Source organism: Armatimonas sp. (assembly GCF_043760365.1).
Lineage (GTDB): Bacteria > Armatimonadota > Armatimonadia > Armatimonadales > Armatimonadaceae > Armatimonas.
The window spans coordinates 1-2,146 of sequence record NZ_JAYUPA010000185.1 but is presented as its reverse complement, the minus strand read 5'-3'; the positions used below and the strand labels follow the sequence as shown (position 1 = coordinate 2,146).

General features: G+C 56.7%; 2 protein-coding genes. One reads left to right on the top strand and one right to left on the bottom strand.

The genetic code is table 11. From position 1 onward, the window contains the following. Nucleotides 1–1,240 (bottom strand): BTAD domain-containing putative transcriptional regulator (locus ACH2EH_RS04620; protein ID WP_395139406.1); only part of this gene is annotated, 1,240 nt, incomplete at its 3' end. Nucleotides 1,241–1,735: 495 nt separating this feature from the next. Here ACH2EH_RS04620 and ACH2EH_RS04615 point away from each other — a divergent pair. Continuing rightward, nucleotides 1,736–2,146 (top strand): hypothetical protein (locus ACH2EH_RS04615; protein ID WP_395139404.1); only part of this gene is annotated, 411 nt, incomplete at its 3' end.

Below are 2,146 nucleotides of genomic sequence, written 5' to 3'. Positions count from 1 at the left end.
AGATGAGGTTTGCCAGCCGGGTGAGTAGAGGGGCAATGACCTGACGCGCCGCTTCCGTGGTGGTAAGCTCGGCGTTATCCAAGATCAGCAGCACGCGCCCCGTACTGACTTTACTAATTGCCGCTACAAGGCGCTCTAGTGGATCCTCTTGCTGACATTCACCACGAGGATCTACTGCGGTGAGAAGCGCTGCAAGAAGCTCATCTTTCCCGGCTGGAGCGGCCAGTTCTGCGTAGAACACCGAACCAGGGAAGCGGTGAGCTACCTCCAACGTCAGACGGCTTTTACCCAAGCCGCCCATCCCGATAAGAGTCACCAGTCGGCGGGGTAAGGGGCCGGTGAGCATCTGCGTTAGGCTCTCCAACTCCTTTTGGCGTCCGAAGAAGCGGGTAACGGGCCGAGGCAGATTTGGATTGAGTGGTTTGTGTCCGCTGACTTCAAGAAGATTTCCGTCGAGATCCGTAGGAACCTCCAAACGTCTTTCGACGGGTCTACGTAGCTGCTCGGGATGCCGTTGGAGTTGGCTGGCTAGGGAGCGCACCTCCTCAGAGAGGGGAGACCCTGAGCGTTTTCGAGTGAGCTTGCGAAAGAGACTCAATGCCTCACGGGAGCGCCCTTCCGCACCATAGAGCCTCATAAGATCAATGTAGGCTGCCTCGTCTTCGCCGCTTGCCGTAATCGCCGCCAGTGCATAGGCAATGGCCTGATCCCGCTGCCCGTTCTCCTCGCAGAGCTGGGTAAGCTGACGTAGCATGACGTAGTGGCGGTGGGCAAGCTCCTCGCGCACACCGATGATCCAGTCCTCGGTTTGCAGGGGGAGGAGCTCGCCTCGGTAGAGCGCGACCGCTTCAGACAGTGGCGCTATCTTGCGCGGGGTGGGGGCTGCACTAGCAAGCTGCCAAAGCCTCTTGAACTCTACAACATCGGTGTTGACCACTTCGCGATTCAGGGCGATTTGGCTCCGCCCCGTGACAAGCACAGTACCGCTTGGCGTTCCTGCTTGCTCCAGGTGTCTGCGTAGTCGGGTGAGCGATCCTCGAAGCAGGGCGGCGGCGTCCTGCTGCTCGCCCCAAAACAGCTCAGCGAGCCTCTCGCGTGAGTGCTCCGTCTCCCGGTGGAAGGCGAGGAAGGCTAGAAGACTGGCGTCACGCCCGTTGCGAAGCGCTTTGGGCTGTCCTTGGCCTTGCAGTATTTCCAGCCTGCCGAGCATACGGATAAACCAGGGATGTACTGCACTCATGTCTTAACTCCTCTCACTTCTCACGTCGCCTTCCTTTCAATTCTTAAGCTCCCTGTCGTGACTAAAAACGGTCTGCCTATCACTTCATCGGTGGTGCGCTCTGATTGATTAGTGGTGCGCTCCGGGCTTGATGGACGTTCTACCCGGTATTTTTTGGCTTTGAAAGGAACATGCCAAAATAGCGGCCTTGAGCACACGATGGCACAACTATAGCCCCGTATCATCTCTAAAGTAGCTTCGTAGAAATGGCAAATCTGGATTCTCCAGAAGTGCTTTAGAGAAGCTCTCGCAGCGACACTACTCGTTGCCCGAGAGGGCAGGTTCTTGCCCAAGGGGGCAACTTTTGGTTGTAAGCCAAGCCCCAAAAGGGTTGGCTTAAGGAGGGGTGACATGGGACTTAATGGCAGGGGCGAGACAGAGGACTTGGAGGGGCAATCGCCTTCCCTGAGGCCAGCAATGCGCGTTTTCAGAAGGGAAAAGGGTAGCGACCTTGAAGTGGGCCTGAACCGCATTGACGAAGAGATGGATCAGGTACGACGTCAGGGTCTCTTTGGTATGTGGCGCTTGCGCTGGGAGGCTTGGCTGGAAGAAAAGATGAAAGATCCCGCCATCCGAAAGATGAAGGCTCGTCAGGAGATTCTGGACGAGCAACGCAAAACGGCTGAGGCTCAGATACGGCTGAAATCTACCGTTCAATCGGGGGATCGCCAAGTCGAGGTTGGACGAATGGAATATAGTCAGGTGCTCTGGCAGCGCCTCCAGACGGATATGCAGCAGAGTGGGATTATGCTCCCATCTGCCCCCGCATCGGGCACGATTTATGAACCCAGTGAGCCGCCAGTTTCTTTACACATCACAGACGAACAGATCGAAGCTTTGGCTCTGCGAGCGGTGATGAGTTTTGGT